The organism is Chitinophaga sp., from assembly GCF_036569125.1.
In the GTDB taxonomy this organism is placed as follows: domain Bacteria; phylum Bacteroidota; class Bacteroidia; order Chitinophagales; family Chitinophagaceae; genus Chitinophaga.
The window spans coordinates 1-14,861 of the sequence record NZ_DATCRF010000647.1 but is presented as its reverse complement, the minus strand read 5'-3'; the positions used below and the strand labels follow the sequence as shown (position 1 = coordinate 14,861).

15 protein-coding genes are annotated in these 14,861 nt (G+C 47.3%); all 15 read left to right on the top strand.

The features are described 5' to 3' along the window. On the top strand, positions 1-471 hold a 471-nt coding region (locus tag VIM87_RS24195; protein ID WP_331999496.1), incomplete at its 5' end, for a CBS domain-containing protein. 318 nt (positions 472-789) lie between these two features. Continuing rightward, entirely contained in the window at positions 790-2,214 is a 1,425-nt protein-coding gene (locus tag VIM87_RS24190; RefSeq protein ID WP_331999495.1) for a BamA/TamA family outer membrane protein, read from the top strand. 69 nt (positions 2,215-2,283) lie between these two features. Beyond that, a complete protein-coding gene (locus VIM87_RS24185) occupies positions 2,284-3,174 on the top strand; it encodes an NAD kinase (protein WP_331999494.1) in 891 nt (296 codons plus the stop codon). A gap of 240 nt (positions 3,175-3,414) precedes the next feature. Further along, positions 3,415-4,281: a DUF6089 family protein gene (locus VIM87_RS24180; protein WP_331999493.1), complete on the top strand. Its 867-nt coding sequence runs from the start codon at positions 3,415-3,417 to the stop codon at positions 4,279-4,281. Positions 4,282-4,544: 263 nt separating this feature from the next. Continuing rightward, the gene (locus VIM87_RS24175; RefSeq protein ID WP_089907539.1) at positions 4,545-5,306 is read left to right on the top strand and encodes an isoprenyl transferase; all 762 of its coding nucleotides are present in this window, start codon (positions 4,545-4,547) and stop codon (positions 5,304-5,306) included. Continuing rightward, on the top strand, positions 5,287-8,022 hold the full coding sequence (locus VIM87_RS24170) for a BamA/OMP85 family outer membrane protein (protein WP_331999492.1): 2,736 nt from the start codon (positions 5,287-5,289) through the stop codon (positions 8,020-8,022). Before VIM87_RS24175 ends, VIM87_RS24170 begins: the two co-directional genes overlap by 20 nt. 185 nt (positions 8,023-8,207) lie before the next feature. Continuing rightward, positions 8,208-8,726, top strand: a complete 519-nt coding sequence (locus tag VIM87_RS24165) for an OmpH family outer membrane protein (RefSeq protein WP_089907544.1) — start codon at positions 8,208-8,210, stop codon at positions 8,724-8,726. A 51-nt stretch (positions 8,727-8,777) separates the two neighbouring features. Further along, positions 8,778-9,287: an OmpH family outer membrane protein gene (locus VIM87_RS24160; protein WP_331999491.1), complete on the top strand. Its 510-nt coding sequence runs from the start codon at positions 8,778-8,780 to the stop codon at positions 9,285-9,287. A 566-nt stretch (positions 9,288-9,853) separates the two neighbouring features. Then, positions 9,854-10,009, top strand: coding sequence for a 50S ribosomal protein L34 (gene rpmH, locus VIM87_RS24155; protein ID WP_012788729.1), 156 nt, complete (start codon positions 9,854-9,856; stop codon positions 10,007-10,009). Positions 10,010-10,030: 21 nt separating this feature from the next. Beyond that, positions 10,031-10,426, top strand: a complete 396-nt coding sequence (locus VIM87_RS24150) for a ribonuclease P protein component (protein WP_331999497.1) — start codon at positions 10,031-10,033, stop codon at positions 10,424-10,426. An 88-nt stretch (positions 10,427-10,514) separates the two neighbouring features. Next, positions 10,515-10,745: a membrane protein insertion efficiency factor YidD gene (yidD, locus tag VIM87_RS24145; protein ID WP_089907553.1), complete on the top strand. Its 231-nt coding sequence runs from the start codon at positions 10,515-10,517 to the stop codon at positions 10,743-10,745. Between the two features lie 102 nt (positions 10,746-10,847). After that, positions 10,848-12,515: a S41 family peptidase gene (locus VIM87_RS24140; protein WP_331999490.1), complete on the top strand. Its 1,668-nt coding sequence runs from the start codon at positions 10,848-10,850 to the stop codon at positions 12,513-12,515. Between the two features lie 242 nt (positions 12,516-12,757). Beyond that, positions 12,758-13,420 carry an RNA polymerase sigma factor gene (locus VIM87_RS24135; protein WP_331999489.1) on the top strand — a complete coding sequence of 221 codons (663 nt, stop codon included), beginning with the start codon at positions 12,758-12,760 and terminating at the stop codon, positions 13,418-13,420. A gap of 76 nt (positions 13,421-13,496) precedes the next feature. After that, positions 13,497-14,525: a FecR family protein gene (locus VIM87_RS24130; RefSeq protein WP_331999488.1), complete on the top strand. Its 1,029-nt coding sequence runs from the start codon at positions 13,497-13,499 to the stop codon at positions 14,523-14,525. A gap of 17 nt (positions 14,526-14,542) precedes the next feature. Further along, the coding region (locus tag VIM87_RS24125) for a hypothetical protein (protein WP_331999487.1) at positions 14,543-14,861 on the top strand (319 nt) is incomplete at its 3' end.

Below are 14,861 nucleotides of genomic sequence, written 5' to 3'. Positions count from 1 at the left end.
GAATACAACGGCCCCCGCCATGCTATTCAGGAAAATGCACATTTTTACGAAGCGCTGAAGGTTTTTTACGATCAGAAGATGTGTGCGTTGCCGGTTATCAGCAAAGACAATGAATATTTAGGCATCCTTACAAAAGATAATCTCCTGGCCGTACTGGCCCAATATAACGGGGTAAAGGAACCCGGCGGCATCCTGTCGCTGGAAATAGAGCCCCGTGATTACAGTCTCAGCGAAATTGCACGCATTGCAGAATCCAATGATGTAACGCTGCTGAGCGTAAACACCATCACCAACCCCGCTACCGGCCGCCTGGAAGTACTGCTGAAGACCAACCGGCAGGAGCTGCAACCCCTGGTAGCTACCTTTGAGCGTTTTAAATATTACGTAGTAAAATATACCATTACTGCGGAGGACGAGGAGGATACGCTCAAGAAGAATTACGATCTGTTCATGAACTACATCAGCATTTAAGAATTACGAATTGTTCAATTACGAATTACGAATTAGGTACTGCGCTTGATTCGTAGTGCGTGTTATTGCATGCTGTTGAATTGGGTGGATAGCCTGATTTATAGTATGTAATATGTAATGAATTGGCGGTTGGTTATAAAATCGTAGTTAGTTACAAATTGTAACAGCATACTAATGTCGTAATGCGAATATTCCCGGAAAGCCCTGCACACTATATTCAACGCGAATACCTGCAACCACGCTCTACCCAATTCGTAATTCGTAATTGAGTAATTCGTAATTATCCGTAGCTTGCGGCCCGCTACTGTTTTACATTGCATGGTCAAGTTCTGTCATCTGTTAGGCATATACTGCCTGTTCCTGCTATTGCCCTGCCGGGCGCAACAGCCTGCCCCGCCAGCATTGGCAGTGGTATCAGATACCAGCTACATCATAGTCCGGAACGTGATCATTTCCGGTAATAAAAAAACAAGAACGCCTTTTATTGTACGTGAACTAACTACTGTACCCGGTGATACCATCCGCCTGAAAGACCTTTCCCAAACCCTGGAAAGCTGCCGCCGCCAGCTCATGAACACCACCCTTTTTCTTACCGTAATAGCCAATGTAAAGAACTGGGAAGGCAACTCAGCCGACCTGGTATTTGAAGTATGGGAGCGCTGGTACCTGCTGGCCTTTCCTATTTTCAAGCTGGCCGACCGTAACTTTAACCAGTGGTGGGTGGAGCAGGGTAAAAGCCTGGACCGTGTGAACATTGGCCTGAGAGGCTCTCACAGCAACCTTACCGGCCGTAATGACGACCTGGAAGGCGTAGTGCAGATAGGATACACGCAGCAGCTGGCCTTTACCTACAGCCTGCCGTATGTAGATAAAAGTTTTCATAACGGCCTGGGGATCACATTTGCCTATAGCCGTAACCGTGAGCTGAACGATAGTACCAGCAATAACAAACAGCACTTTTACCGGCAGGATAATAACAGGTTTTTAAGAGAAGTGTTCAACTTTGGCTTCAGCTATTCGTACCGCCGTGCTATTAATACCCGCCACCAGGTGTTCCTCACCTATAATTCTGAAAAAGTGAGCGATTCCGTGGCCCGTTATTCGCCCAACTATATGGGAGCGGGCCGGCGCCGTGTGCAGTATATGGACCTGCTGTACCGTGTTACGTATATGAAGGCCGACAGCTGGATCTACCCGCTTAAAGGCATCAGCCTGCAGGGCGAAATAGAAAAGCTGGGCTTTGCACCCTTTAATGATGTTGATAACTGGAAAATAAGGGCCAAGGTTACCAAATACTGGCAGCTGTTTCCCCGCACCTATGGCGCTTTGGGCGTAAGAGGGCAGGCCAAGTTCCCTGCAGATCAGCCTTACCTGAACCAGAAAGCTATGGGTTACCAGGAAGATTACCTGCGTGGCCTGGAATATTATGTAGTGGATGGGACCAGCTTTTTTATATTAAAATCAACGCTGCGTCAGGAAGTGTACAGCTTTAATGTAAAGCTGCCCTGGATCCCGCAAAAGTTTAACACCATACCTATACGCCTGCTGTTAAAAGCATACGGGGATGCAGGTTATACCTACAGCCGGTTTCCGGGTAATGGTTTTTTAAACAATAAAATGTTATACACTTACGGGATGGGGTTTGACATTGTTTCTTTTTACGACACCTGCATACGTTTAGAGTACAGCATAAACCAGTTAGGGCAAAAAGGGCTATTTTTACACACTAAAATTGATATGTAATTAAACAAGCTGTTAGTTTCTGGCAATTAGCTAATAGCTAAAGCTAACAGCCAACAGCTTATCTCAAACATGCAAATTGCACTTTACAGCCGTGGATTTATTACCGCCGACCTGGGAAATATAAAGTTGTTGCTGGATGAGCTGCACCGGCAGGAGATCACCCCCGTGATCTATGAGCCGTTTTACCGCAGCCTGCAGCCGCACATACCTTTTACCGGCGAGCCGGAAACGTTTGCCCATGCGGGTGACCTTGATAGCATGACCATTGACTGCCTGGTAAGCCTGGGCGGGGATGGTACCCTACTGGATACAGTATGTTTTGTGCGGGATAAGAACATTCCGGTGCTGGGCATCAACTTTGGCCGCCTGGGATTTTTGGCCAGCATTGGCAAGGAAGAAATTCATGCAGCCGTAAAAGCGCTGCAGCAGCGCACTTACGTGGTAGATAAAAGAACCCTGCTGCACCTGGATTGTAATATTCCGCTGTTTGGCGATGTACCCTATGCGCTGAATGATTTTACCATCCATAAAAAGGATACCTCTGCCATGGTAAAGATCCATACTTACCTGAACGGGGAATTCCTGAACACGTATTGGGCAGATGGATTGATCGTGGCTACGCCCACAGGATCAACCGGTTACTCCCTCAGCTGCGGCGGGCCGGTGGTGTTCCCTGAAGCGGGCAGCTTTGTAATTACCCCGGTAGCGCCCCATAACCTGAATGTACGGCCGGTAGTGGTGCCGGATAATAATGTGATCTCTTTTGAGGTAGAGGGCCGCAGCGATCTTTTTTTATGTACGCTGGACAGCCGTATGGAAACCATTGACAATACCGTGCAGCTGGCCGTAAAAAAAGAAGCGTTCACCCTCAGCCTGTTACGCCTGGATGACAGTAATTTCCTGCACACCCTGCGCCATAAGCTGTTGTGGGGTATTGATACCCGGAACAGGTTGAAGTAGGTTTTATTAAGTCCATGGCCGATGGCCCATAGTCCATAGCATATTTCGCAGGGCAAATTTTTCGTTATACCTTTAAAGTCATATACTTGTACTATAACCATTGCGTAAAGCGCCATGGACTATGGACCATCGACCATGGACCCCATATTAAGCTATCAACCATTTTACCTACATTTGTTTAATTTTTAATATAACTAATACCAAAAGCAGGAAAAATCGCGTTTAAGTAGGACCGTAATTATGCAACTACCTATTTTTCATTTTCGTCGAATCATTACTTCCGGCCTTATTGCCCTGGGAATGCTGCTGGCATATCCTGCTTTGGCGCAAAATGAACTGCAGTATGTAGGGGAGCTGGGTTTTTCCGTGGGAGGCGCCCAGTATTTTGGCGATCTGAATACCAACAGCGCCCTGAATACCGTAAAACCTACCATTGGTATCTTCTACCGTAAATACATGAACGATTATATCGGGGTGCGGGCGCATTTCCGTTATGCACGGCTGGGATATTCCGATATCTATAACAGTAATGAGTTCCAGCGCCGCCGGAACCTGAGCTTTAATACCGACATTTTTGAATTGGCGCTGCAGGGCGATTTTAACTTTTTCCGTTTTGAGCCGGGCAGCTACGATTACCGCTTTAGTCCCTATTTTACCGGTGGGGCCAGCCTTTTCTACTACAATCCCTACGCATACCTGGATGGTAAAAAATATTATCTGCAGCCCCTGCGTACAGAAGGGCAGGGATCTGCCCAATACCCGGACCGCAAGCCTTATAGCCTGGTAGCCCCTGCTTTTGTTGTAGGCGGCGGCTTTAAGTATAACGTATCCCGTAGTGTGAACCTTGGCCTGGAGCTGTTATACCGTTTTACCGGAACAGATTACCTGGATGATGTAAGCAGAACCTACGCCGGTCCTGCGTTATTCCCGCCCAAAGCCAATGGGGATAATACGGTGGCTTACCTGCTGCAGGACCGCTCTTACGCCACCGGCGACCGCCTTGGGGTACCTGGCCGCCAGCGGGGCAACAGCCGGGATAAAGACCAGTTTGTGACCCTGGAGTTCACCATCAGCATCTTATTTACCAAATACGAGTGTAAATTCTAACTGGCAGTTGCCAGTGGGCGGTTGGCAGTCCGGAAGCAGCCAACCGCAGATTTCTTACCCCCGGGAGGGGCCGTGGAACATCAGATATCCCCCGAAAGTTACACGCCACATTCCCCAAACTGCCCACCCGCAGGGACTTTCGCTGTTAAAACTACGTTAAAACAACCCATCAGACTTTGCCGCAATAGGCATATATCTATTTTTGTATCTTTGCACACTTTTAGTAAATCTGTTATTCTGTTTTTTAATACGCCTGAACACTCATGAGTTTGAAGGATAAACTAGACTTACAACGGTTACCGCGCCATATAGCTATTATTATGGACGGCAACGGCCGTTGGGCTAAGGAAAAAGGGCAGGACAGGCTTTACGGGCACCACGAGGGAGTGGAAAGTGTGCGTAACGTTGTTGAAGCCTCCGCTGAGCTGGGAATCGGGTACCTTACCCTTTATGCCTTTTCTACTGAAAACTGGGACCGCCCGGAGAATGAGGTAAATGGCATTATGGAGCTGCTGGTGAATACCATCCGCAAGGAAGTGAATACCCTCACTAAGAATAATATTAAGCTGCATGTAATAGGTGATATGAACATGCTGCCCCCGCATTGCCAGCGCGAGATGGAGGAAGCCATTGCCATTACCAGCGGCAACACCGGCTTAAACCTGGTGATGGCCCTTAGCTACAGCGCCCGTTGGGAAATAGTGAATGCCGCCAAAAAAATGGCAGAGGATGTACAGGCAGGAAAGTTAAACCCCACCGATATTACACAGGATGTATGGCAGAAATACCTATGCACTGCTGCGCTACCAGACCCGGAACTGATGATCAGGACCAGCGGGGAATGCAGGATCAGTAATTTCTTATTATACCAATTGGCTTACGCGGAACTATATTTCACAGATACCCGCTGGCCGGATTTCCGCAAAGAAAACCTTTACGAGGCCATCTTAAATTATCAAACCAGAGAACGGCGTTTTGGCAAAACAAGCGAACAAATTCAGCAGAATGAAGAAATTATTTCCTAAGAGCCTACTGGCCATCGCATTATGTTGCAGTGCAGGGATTCGTGTATCCGCCCAACAGAGGGATACCCTGCCGGTGCCGGTAACTACACAGCCGGATCTGCCGGCGGCTTTTGGAAACCCACAGCAGTACGAGATTGCAGAAATAGCCGTTACAGGTACGCAGTTCCTGGATAAAGCCTTGCTCATTTCCTTATCCGGCCTGAATGTAGGCGATAAGGTGGTGTACCCCGGCGGCGACCAGTTTGCCAAGGCCATACAAACCCTGTGGGGCCAGCGCCTGTTTGCCAACGTAGCCATTTACGTTACCAAGATAGAGGATGGAAAAATATGGCTGGAAATTAACCTGACCGAACGCCCCCGTTTGGCCAATTTCATTTTCCGCGGGATCAAAAAATCCGAAGCAGAGGACATGGCCAAAAAATCCGGTCTGCGTAAGGGAAGCGTAATTACGGAAAGCATGAAGCAGAACACCATTGCGGTGGTGCGTAAGAACTATGAGGAAAAAGGCTTCCGTAACGTAAACATTACCGTTACAGAACGTAAGGATACTTCGCAGGTGAATGCTGCCGATGTGATCTTCACCGTAAATAAAGGCGGCAAGGTAAAGATCAATGATATTAACATCGTTGATAACAGCAACATCAGCGATTCCAGGATCAAGAAGAAAATGAAGGGCACCCGGGAACGCACCCGCTTTACCCTGCACCCCGATAAGGAACAGATCTACCAGGATACCAGCCACGTACAATCCGATTACTGGAGCAGCTTTGGCTTCCTGGTGCCTTCCCGCACGCTGGAAGAGCTGGACCCCTACTTCCGTTTTAAGCTCTTTACCTCTGCCAAGTTCAATGAAACCAAGTATGCAGAGGACAAGGAAAAAGTAATTTCTTTTTATAACTCCCAGGGCTACCGCGATGCACAGATCGTAAATGATACCACTTATATAACCAAGGCCGGTGGCCTGAATGTGGACATGCAGATCCTGGAAGGCAGAAAATATTATTTCGGCGACATTACCTGGAAAGGCAATACCCGCTATAACGATTCCCTGCTGACCCGCGTGCTGGGTATCAAAAAAGGCGATACCTATAACCTGGAGCTGCTGGAAAAAAGGATTGGCAAGCAATTATCACCCGAAGGCGGCGATATCAGCGGCCTGTATATGGACTATGGTTACCTTTTCTTCCGTATTGATCCCGTAGAAACCGGCATCCATGGCGATACCATTGACTACGAGATCCGTATCACAGAAGGCCCGCAGGCTACCATTAAAGAAGTACGTATAGCCGGTAACGATAAAACGAACGAACACGTAATACGCCGCGAGCTGCGTACGCTGCCCGGTGAAAAATTCAGCCGTGCGGACCTGATGCGTTCCCAGCGGCAGATCGCCAACCTGGGTTATTTTAACCCGGAAAAAATAGGCATTGTTCCGGTACCTAACGTGCAGGATGGTACGGTGGATATTGATTATACCGTGGAAGAAAAAGCCAATGACCAGCTGGAGCTGTCGGCCGGCTGGGGTGGTTACATTGGTTTAACCGGTACCCTGGGTGTAACGTTCAACAACTTCTCCCTGCGTAACATTTTCCGGAAAGAGACCTGGGACCCCTTACCCAGCGGTGATGGCCAGAAATTATCCGTACGTGTATCCTCCAACGGTAAAGCGTACCGCTCCTATAACTTCTCATTTACAGAACCCTGGCTGGGCGGTAAAAAGCAAAACCAGTTCTCTGTAAACTTTTATAACAGCTACCAGAACCCCAGCGCATACAACCAGTATATATATGGTACCACCACCGGTAGCGATACTTACTTTAAAGTGCTGGGCGCCACAGTATCACTGGGTAAGCAGCTGAAATGGCCGGATGATTATTTTACCCTTATTTATGCGCTGAACTATCAGCAGTATAAGCTGAAGAACTACGATTATTTTAACATCGGGTTCTCTAACGGTACCTCCAACAACATCAGCTTCAAGCTTACGCTGGCACGTTCCTCTGTGGATCAGCAGATCTTCCCCAGGAGCGGTTCCAACTTCCTGATCAGCGGCCAGTTCACACCGCCTTATTCTTTGTTCAATCCTGATAAGGATTACACCAAAGAATCCATTGCCGACCAGTTCAACTTCATAGAATACCAGAAATACCGCTTTAATGCAGAATGGTATGTACCATTAACCAAACCTAAAGGCACAGATAATAAATCCTTTGTGCTGAAGGTAGCTGCCAAATTCGGTTACATCAGCCGGTATAACAGCCGCACCACGCTGTCGCCCTTCGGCCGCTTTGAATTGGGTGGTGATGGTTTGAGCAACTTTGCGATCTATGACCGTGACATTATTTCCCAGCGCGGTTACCCGGTATATTATACCAGCAACCCGAAGCTGAATCCGGAGAACGGGCAGCCGGTTGGTTATGAAGGGTTTACCATCTTCAACAAATATGTAATGGAGCTGCGTTACCCGCTTAGCCTGAATCCCAGCTCTACCATCTTTGGCCTGGCGTTCCTGGAAGCAGCTAACGGTTACCGCGACTTTAATGAGTACAACCCGTTCCGCCTGCGCCGCTCCGCCGGTTTGGGTATGCGTTTTTACCTGCCCATGTTTGGTTTGCTTGGATTTGACTATGGCATAGGTTTTGACCGTTTGACCCCCGGCAATGGGTTAAAAGATGCGGCTAAATTCACATTTATGTTGGGCTTTGAGCCGGAATAAGGGGGCTTAGCGTGTTAGTTCAGTGTTAGATTGATGTTAGAATAAATTATAAACTTTATATTGCGTTTTCTAAAAAAGTAGCGAACTAAAATCCATAGAGAATGAAACCGAGCATTCTATCGACCACTTTTAGCGAAGTAGCTTGCGAGGTTCCATCGGACCTTAAAAACTTAAAATATTAACCGATGAAAAAACTATTCATCACATTAGCTGTTATCCTCGTTGCTGCCTGTGCGGCGAATGCGCAACGGTATTGTGTGATAGACACAAAGTATATACTGGAAAGCATTCCTGATTATAAAGATGCACAAACCAAGCTGGATGCGATCGCAGACCAGTGGCAGAAAGAGATAGATGCCAAGTTCCAGGATATTGACAAGATGTACAAGGCATATCAGGCAGAGCAGGTAATGCTTACGGATGAACTGAAACATAAAAGAGAGGACGAGATAGTAGCGAAGGAGAAAGACGCCAAGGACCTGCAACGTAAACGCTTTGGCTATGAGGGTGATCTGTTTAAAAAGCGGGAAGAGCTGATCAAACCCATACAAGATAAGATCTACAACGCCGTACAGAAGCTGGCTGCCAGCAGGATGTACGACTTTGTGCTGGATAAATCAGGGGGCATTACCGTTATTTTTTCAGATCCCAAGCTGGATAAGAGCGAAGACATTCTAACGGCGCTGGGAGTAAAGAAAAAGTAAACCATTTTTTAACCAATAAGATTTAAAATTTTTTTAAACACAGACAACATCATGAAGAAGTATGTAATTATTGCTTTTGTAGCTGTTTCCGGTTTATTCGGCGTAAATGCAATGGCGCAGACGAAAGTAGCACACATCAATACGCAGGCGCTGCTGGATGCAATGCCTGAAACTAAAACGGCACAAACTACCCTCCAAACCTATGCACAATCCCTGGAAGCTGATGGTAAGGGCCTGGTTGACGAGTACACCAAGAAAATGAAGGATTTTGACGCGCAGGCTGCCAGCATGACGGATAACATGAAAGAAATCAAAGGCAAAGAAATACAGGATATTCAGAAACGTATTGAAGAATACCGCTCTGCTGCTGATCAGAAGATAGATGCTAAACGCCAGGAAGTGCTGAAACCCATCTACGACAAAGCCCGTAAGGCAATCGAAGATGTAGCTAAAGAAAAAGGTTACGGTTATGTGCTGGATAGCTCTGTAGGCGTGCTGCTGGTATCACCTGCCGGTGACGACCTGCTGGCTCCCGTAAAGACCAAATTAGGCGTAAAATAATTTGATTGAATACTATTGGTAAAAACCTGCCCTGCATGGACACAGGGCGGGTTTTTGCTTTTAGGGAAGGGCTGAGATCAGGAGGCAGGGTGCACAGGCGCCCGGGCTGCAGGATTACTGGGTCGCGAGGCTGGAAGGTGCTTGCGCTGGGTTGACAGAAGGTGAAATTGCAGATGGCCCTGGTCAGCACCGCAAGCGATTTGAAAGGAGCAAAAGCCTGCAAACGGTTATTATCAGATGGTTTGGGAGCTTTTTTAGACTGTTTGAGTGATTTCCTGACCCTTTTGAGAACATTCTATGAAAATTCAGGGAACATCGGGAAATATTAGTCAACTTTCAAGAAACTTTTTGCAGCATATTTAAAAGAAATCCCTACCTTTGCCTTCCATTTTGAAAACAGGATATCCGTCCCGGCGGATTTTTGTATAGTCCAGGTAAAACACAAAGAAAATGAAACGACCTTGCTGACGCTTATAGCAGCAGAAAAGCAGTGAAAAGTGATGCTGCTGCGAGAAGCGAAAAGCCTGGGAGTTCCATCTGACCTTATAAAGTATAAAAATTAACAGATGAAACGTACTTTTCAACCGCATAACAGACGCAGAAAGAGCGTACACGGCTTCAGAAAGAGAATGGAAACTGCTAATGGCCGTAAGGTACTGGCATCCCGCAGGGCAAAAGGCCGTAAGAAGCTGACGGTTTCTGACGAGCGCAAGCTGAAATAAGATCGCAAAACTCAATACGCTATAAAAGCTTATTCTTTTAAACGGGAAGAAAGGTTAAAAAGCAGGAAACTGATTGAAACGCTTTTTCGGGACGGAAAAGCGTTTTCTGTTTTTCCATACCGCATCATTTACCTGCCGGTGCAGCTGCCGGCCGGCGCCCCGCCCGTGCAGGTGGGGTTTACAGCCGCTTCCCGGCACTTTCCCCGCGCGGTGGACCGTAACCGCGTAAAACGCCTGGGCCGCGAAGCCTGGCGCCTGCAAAAGCAGGTTTTATATGATCACCTGCAGCAACACTCCCTGCAGCTGGCCGTTTTCCTCATTTATACCGATAAAAAAATAGCCCCCCTCAGCACCCTCCACCACAAAATTTCGGTAATTTTAGAGCGTTTGCAAAAAGAAACAGGCAAGCCTGCATAAAATGTTAAATTGTTAAGCAGGGCAGGGCTAAATGGCCTGCCGGCGTTAATTAGCAGTACCTTTAGCAGGCTATCTAACCATAAGCATAATGAAGCATCTGACACGCTGGCTGGGGATCCCGTTTATTGGTTTGATCAAGGTATATCAATGGTTCATATCGCCTTTACTGGGCGCAAAATGCCGTTATACACCCTCCTGTTCGGAATATGGCATCACAGCATTTAAAAAATACGGGCTTTTTAAAGGGGGCTACCTCACTGCAAAACGTATCCTGTCCTGCCATCCCTGGGGTGGGCATGGCTATGATCCGGTACCTTAAAAAGAAAAGGGAAAAGTAAAAAATTAAAAAAAGCACAACGGTTTTTATGATGCACACGTACTCAACGTTTTTACTTTTTACCTTTTAAGTTTTTACTTATTTATGCGCAACGTCTTTAATAAAAGAAGAAAACTACTGCTGCTGGTATTATTACTGGCTGCCGGCGGCGCCGGCTTACTGGCCTTTAATGAAAGTGATAAATACTTCCAGATAGCCAAGAACCTGGACATTTTTGCCGCTTTTTACCGGGAGCTGAACACCTACTATGTAGATGACCTTTCGCCCGAAAAAGTAATGCATAAAGGCATTGAATCCATGCTGGAGGAAACAGATCCCTATACGGATTTTATTCCCGAAGAGAACCTGGACGATCTGAAGTTTATGGCCACCGGCAAATACGGCGGGGTAGGCGCATCCATCAACACCCTGGGCGATACCACCGTGATCACGGATATTTACGAAGGCAGCCCTATGCACCGGGCAGGCGTTAAACCCGGCGATATCTTATTATCGCTGGATGGTAAGCCCACCAAGGGCATGGACCAGGAAGAGATCAGCCGTATGCTGAAAGGCAATGCCGGCACCAGCCTGGATATGCTGCTGAAAAACCCGTTCACCGGGGAGGAAACCACGAAAAAGATCGTACGGCAGGAGATCAATGTAATGCCGGTGAGCTATTCCGGTATGGTAAGCAGTGATGTGGCCTATATTAAAATGGTGCAGTTCACTGAGAACAGCGGCGCCCAGGTGCAAATGACCTTTGAAAGGCTGAAACAGGATCATCCCGGGCTGAAAGGCGTGATCCTGGACCTGCGGGGCAACCCCGGCGGGCTGCTGGATGAAGCGGTGAATGTGTCCAACATATGGGTAGATAAAAATAAGCTGATCGTAAGCACCAAGGGAAAGGTAAAGAACTGGGACCGGGAATATAAAACCCAGCAGGCCGCAGCAGATATTAACATGCCGCTGGTAGTGCTCACCAACCGCTCCTCTGCCTCCGCTTCTGAAATTGTAGCCGGCGCCGTGCAGGACCTGGACCGCGGGCTGGTAGTAGGGCAGCGCTCTTTTGGAAAAGGGCTGGTACAAACCACGCGCCCCCTGCCTTACAATGCCAAGCTGAAAGTAACCACCGCTAAATATTACACGCCCAGCGGCCGCTGTATACAGGCCATTGATTACAGCCACCGTAACCAGGAAGGTGAGGTGGACTATGTGCCCGATTCTATGCGCCGCTCCTTTACCACCCTGGCCGGCCGCAAGGTAAAAGACGGTGGTGGTATTGAGCCGGATGCACAGGTAGAACCGCAGTTCCTGAGCCAGGTAGCCATTACCTTATTGCGCAAGCAATACATTTTTGACTACGCCACCCAATACTATTACGCGCATCCTAAAATAGCCGCTGCAGGCAGCTTTCAGCTGAGCGAAGATGATTTCACCGATTTTCTGCGCTTCCTGGACGGTAAGGATTACAGCTACAAAACACATAGTGAGGAAGCGCTGGAAAGTTTTCAGTCCACCGCGCGCAAGGAAAAGTATTATGATGCAGTAAGCAAAGAGTTTGAAGCATTGCAGCAGAAAATGCGGCATGATAAAAAGCAGGACCTGCTGAAGAATAAAACAGAGATCAAACGCCTGCTGGAAGAAGAAATAGCCAACCGCTATTATTTGCAGAAGGGCCGTATTGAGCGGTCACTGGCCTGGGATAACGAGGTGAATGAATCCATACGCCTGTTACACAACCCGCAGGAATACCAGCGATTACTGAAATAAAATATTTGTTGTAACATGCACAGGCACAGGTGCCGCAGGACCAGCAAGGTTTTGCGGCATTTTTGTTTTTACTATTGGAATTCTGTTTTTTTTATTAGTTTGGGAACACTTAAGGATGTAAGTACTTTATAAATTCCACGTTATTACCATCAGCCAAACTACAGAAAAGGCATTTCTTAATTGAAAGATAACACAACAGCGCGGTCAATATTGATAATTTTACGTTTCCAGTTTTGGTGTGAATGAATGATCAACAACATATAGATCCTGCTATCTGGGAGGCTTGCAAAGGGGGCGATAAAAATGCATATGCATGTATCTACAAGTTGTACTATCCCCGCTTATTTAATTATGGCTGCAAGTTTACGGTAGATGCTGCGCTCATAGAAGACAGCATACAGGAGATCTTTGTGCGCTTTTGGGCCAACCGGGAAAAGCTGGCAGCAGTAAAGGAATTAAAGAGCTACCTGTTTGTATCGTTCCGGCATTATTTATTAAATCTTCTTGCCCGGTATAAAAAGATCCAGGAAAACATTGCAGCTACCGATAATTATGCCTTTGCGCTGGAAATATCTGCAGAGCAGCAGCGTGTAGTAGCAGAAGAGGCGCAGGAGCAGCTGCAGGTGCTGCGCAATGCCATGCGCCGCTTAACGCCCCGGCAAAAAGAAGCGGTGTTCTTCCGCTTTTATGAGAACATGAGCTATGAGGAGATCGCAGACATTTTAAATATCTCTGTTAAAGCCACCTATAAATTAGTAGCCCGCGCCATCCTGATGCTGCGCGATGCATATAATGCCACCCCGCTTGTAAAAGCTGTGCTTTCACTGGCCCCGCTGGCAGCGGCGCTGGGCAGCATGCAGCTATCCCTTCTCATCTGCTCCGCGCAGGATTCCAGCCTTCTTTAAAAATTTTTTCAAAAAAGTTTTATTTCCGTGGGGTAAAAGGTAAACCTCCCCGCTCCTATACCTGTAACACCACAAAATGGAGCAACCAACGGATTACGAACATTTTGATACAAGCGATTTTATTGCCGATGATCATTTTATGCAATGGGTAAAATTTCCCACTGCAGCAAGTGATGCTTTCTGGAATAGCTGGATAGCAGCGCATCCGCATAAGCAGGCGCAAACAGCGGCTGCACGTGCTTTTATACTGGGGTTACAGTTTAAGGAGGAGCTGCCCTCGCAGCTGATGATAAACGCATCGCTGGAACGTAGCCTGGACCGTATTGCCGCCTGGGAACAAAAGCAGCAGCCGGTAATAAAAGAAAAAGGGCCGCGTAAAATATGGTGGTGGGCTGCCGCCGCTGTGGTAGTGGGTTCCATGGCGCTCATTGGCCGGCAATTATTACCAAAGCAGCCTGCCAGTGTGGAGTATACAGGCCTGGCAGATGGGGTGCGTACCATATGGCTGCCGGATAGTTCCAAAGTAATATTAAATGCCAAAGCATCCGTATCCTTTCACGCCAACTGGGCTGCCAATGGTAAGCGGGAAGTGTGGCTGGAAGGGGAAGCATTTTTTGATATTAAGCCGGCTGCGGCGCAGACTTTTGTAGTACACAGCGGTAACCTGGATATTGATGTACTGGGCACCTCGTTCAACGTAAAGAAAGATACTGCCTTTACGAATGTAACCCTGAACACGGGTAAAATAAAAGTGCGGTTTAACGAGCTGCCGGAGCACCCGCTGTTGCTGGCTCCCGGCGATTTTGTACAATATGCTGTAAAGAAGAATAAGGTCATCAAGAAAAAAGTAAATGCAGATCTATATGCAGTATGGAAAGACGAAAGGCAGCAGCTGCAAAATGTAACCCTGCAGGAAATGGCTGCTTACATAGAAGATACTTATGGTTACCAGGTGCGTATTAGTACGGCGGAGCTGGCGCGTACAAAGCTTTCCGGCGGTTTACGCGTAAAAGATGAAAAGCTGCTGCTGGAAACTTTAGCCTTTGCGCTGAATGTAAAAATTGAAAAAAGCGGAGACACGGTCTTTATTCGACCAAAAAAATAAAAAATAAAATCCCTGATATGCTGACAAATGTACCGTTAAAAATAATGGGCGGCTACGCATTGCTATGTGCGGCCTGTTTGCTGGGGCCTTCCCTGCATGCACAGGACCTGGCAGCCATTAATACACCGGCCTACAACATGTACCCCTCCCAGGTAGCACGCAAACAAGTGCAAACATTGGGAGAAATATTACAGGTTATAGAAAAGCAGCACGATGTAAGCTTCATTTGCAGATCAGAGCTGCTGCAGCTGAAAATAAATGCCGGGAAAGAAAATTTTAAGGAAAAAGCATTTGTGCGTTCCCTGCTGAATGTAATTAAACCTTACGGCTTAGAGC

Bases quoted from the DNA above. Each gene is read 5' to 3' on its own strand.
- VIM87_RS24190 (WP_331999495.1), top strand. From the start codon at position 790: ATGGTCAAGTTCTGTCATCTGTTAGGCATATACTGCCTGTTCCTGCTA.
- VIM87_RS24185 (WP_331999494.1), top strand. From the start codon at position 2,284: ATGCAAATTGCACTTTACAGCCGTGGATTTATTACCGCCGACCTGGGA.
- VIM87_RS24180 (WP_331999493.1), top strand. From the start codon at position 3,415: ATGCAACTACCTATTTTTCATTTTCGTCGAATCATTACTTCCGGCCTT.
- VIM87_RS24175 (WP_089907539.1), top strand. From the start codon at position 4,545: ATGAGTTTGAAGGATAAACTAGACTTACAACGGTTACCGCGCCATATA.
- VIM87_RS24170 (WP_331999492.1), top strand. From the start codon at position 5,287: ATGAAGAAATTATTTCCTAAGAGCCTACTGGCCATCGCATTATGTTGC.
- VIM87_RS24165 (WP_089907544.1), top strand. From the start codon at position 8,208: ATGAAAAAACTATTCATCACATTAGCTGTTATCCTCGTTGCTGCCTGT.
- VIM87_RS24160 (WP_331999491.1), top strand. From the start codon at position 8,778: ATGAAGAAGTATGTAATTATTGCTTTTGTAGCTGTTTCCGGTTTATTC.
- rpmH (WP_012788729.1), top strand. From the start codon at position 9,854: ATGAAACGTACTTTTCAACCGCATAACAGACGCAGAAAGAGCGTACAC.
- yidD (WP_089907553.1), top strand. From the start codon at position 10,515: ATGAAGCATCTGACACGCTGGCTGGGGATCCCGTTTATTGGTTTGATC.
- VIM87_RS24140 (WP_331999490.1), top strand. From the start codon at position 10,848: ATGCGCAACGTCTTTAATAAAAGAAGAAAACTACTGCTGCTGGTATTA.
- VIM87_RS24135 (WP_331999489.1), top strand. From the start codon at position 12,758: ATGAATGATCAACAACATATAGATCCTGCTATCTGGGAGGCTTGCAAA.
- VIM87_RS24130 (WP_331999488.1), top strand. From the start codon at position 13,497: ATGGAGCAACCAACGGATTACGAACATTTTGATACAAGCGATTTTATT.